We start from the raw sequence: 2,158 nt of genomic DNA, 5'->3' as shown, positions 1-2,158 counted from the left end.
CGGTGGCAGGTCACGATCCACTCCCGCCGCCACACCACCGACAACACCGAGCCGGAGCCCTGGACCCACCACGCCACCGGCACCCTCACCACCGACGCCGACGCCGCGGCCAACCCTGCCCCCGCGCTCACCCAATGGCCGCCGCCCGGCGCCGAGCCCGTTGAGGTCACCGAGCTCTACCCCCGGCTCGCCGCCGCCGGCTACGAGTACGGCCCCGCGTTCCAGGGCGTCACCGCCGCCTGGTCCCACCCCGACGGCACTCTCCACGCCGAGATCACCCTCCCCGAGGACACCGACGCCGCCGGGCATACCATCCACCCCGCCCTGCTCGACGCCGCCCTCCACCCGCTCGCGGCCGAGAACATCGGCAAGGACAACGCCGACGGCCAGCTACGGCTGCCGTTCGCGTGGACCGGCGTCACCGTCCACGCCACCGGCGCCACTGAGCTACGCGCCACCCTCACCCCCACCGGCGAGCACGGCCACGACCTGACCCTGCACACGTGGGACCCCTCCGGCGCACCCGTCGCCACCGTCACCTCGCTCAACTCCCGCCCGGTCGACGCCCCGGCGCTCACCGGCACCGCCCACGCGGGCGCCGCGACGCGCAACAGCCTGTTCCACCTCGCCTGGAACGCGACCGCCGCCGAGCAGCCCGGGGGCGTGGAACCGGAGCAGGTGGACCTCTACGTCGCAGCTCCCGCCGAAGATGACGGCCCCGCCGCCGCACACGCAGCGGCTGAGGCGCTGCTGACCCACGTACAGGACTGGCTGGCCGGCAATGACCAGACCGGCCGCCGCCTCGTCGTCCTCACCCACCGCGCCGTCGCCACCGGCCCGGCCGACGACGTCCACCTGGCGCACGCGCCGCTGTGGGGCCTGATCCGCACCGCCCAGAACGAGAACCCCGACCGCATCCACCTCATCGACACCGACGCCGCCGTCGACACCGTCATCGGCGGCGATCCCGCCTCTGTCCCCCACCTGGTCGATGCCCTGGCCACCGGTGAGCCGCAGCTCGCCGTCCGTCACGACCAGGTCCTCGTCCCCCGCCTGACCCGCTCCGCCGACGGCGCGGCCGATGCTCTGAAGATCCCCGCAGACGTGCAGTCCTGGCGGCTGGACAAGACCGCCTCCGGCACGTTCGACAACCTGGCCTTCCTGCCCAACCCCCATCTCCCCGACGCGTTGGCTCCGCACCAGGTGCGGGTCGCGGTACGGGCCATCGGGCTCAACTTCCGCGACGTCCTGATCACTCTCGGCATGTACCCGGGCGAGGCGCTGCTCGCCAGCGAGGGTGCCGGCGTCGTGACCGAGGTCGGCGCCGATGTCGCCAACGTCGCGGTCGGCGACCGCGTCATGGGCATGTTCCCGAACGGGGTGGGCGCACAGACGGTCACCGACCACCGTATGGTCACCGCCATCCCCGACCGGTGGTCCTTCACCGACGCGGCCGGGATTCCGGTGGCGTACCTCACCGCGTACTACGGGCTCAAGGACCTCGGCGGGCTGGAGGCCGGCGAGTCGCTGCTGCTGCACGCCGCCACCGGCGGCGTCGGCTCCGCCGCACTCCAGCTCGCCCGCTACTGGGGCGCCGACGTCTACGCCACCGCCAGCCCCGCCAAACACCATCTCCTGTACGCGCAGGGTCTGGACGGCCAGCATGTCGCGTCCAGCCGGTCCCTCGACTTTGAAGAGCACTTCCGCGCCCACACCCCGCACCAGGGTGTCGACGTGGTGCTCAACGCGCTCGCGCACGAGTTCACGGACGCCTCGCTGCGCCTGATGCGCCCCGGCGGCCGGTTCCTGGAGATGGGCAAGACCGACATCCGCGACGCACAGACGGTCGAGTCGGACCACCAGGTCCGCTACCAGAACTTCGACCTGATCGAGGCGGGCCCGGACCGTATCCAGGAGATGCTGGTCCACCTGGCGGAGCTGTTCGCCGAGGGCCACCTGGCTCCCCTGCCGACCACCTCGTTCGACGTACGGCAGGCTCGTCACGCTCTCCGCTACCTCAGCCAGGCCCGGCACACCGGGAAGCTGATCCTCACCCTCCCCCGGCCGCTCGACCCGGACGGCACGGTTCTCATCACCGGCGGCACCGGCGGGCTCGCCAGCCTCACCGCACGCCACCTCGTCACCGAACACGGCGTAC

The 2,158-nt window shown here is 72.6% G+C and carries 1 protein-coding gene; it reads left to right on the top strand.

From position 1 onward, the window contains the following. Positions 1-2,158: SpnB-like Rossmann fold domain-containing protein (locus B124_RS36945; protein ID WP_496507397.1), on the top strand; the 2,158-nt coding region annotated here is incomplete at both ends.

The sequence above is a fragment of the Streptomyces sp. CNP082 genome (assembly GCF_059570535.1).
Note: the sequence above shows the minus strand (reverse complement) of the source record. Positions and strands in the feature narration are given on the sequence as shown.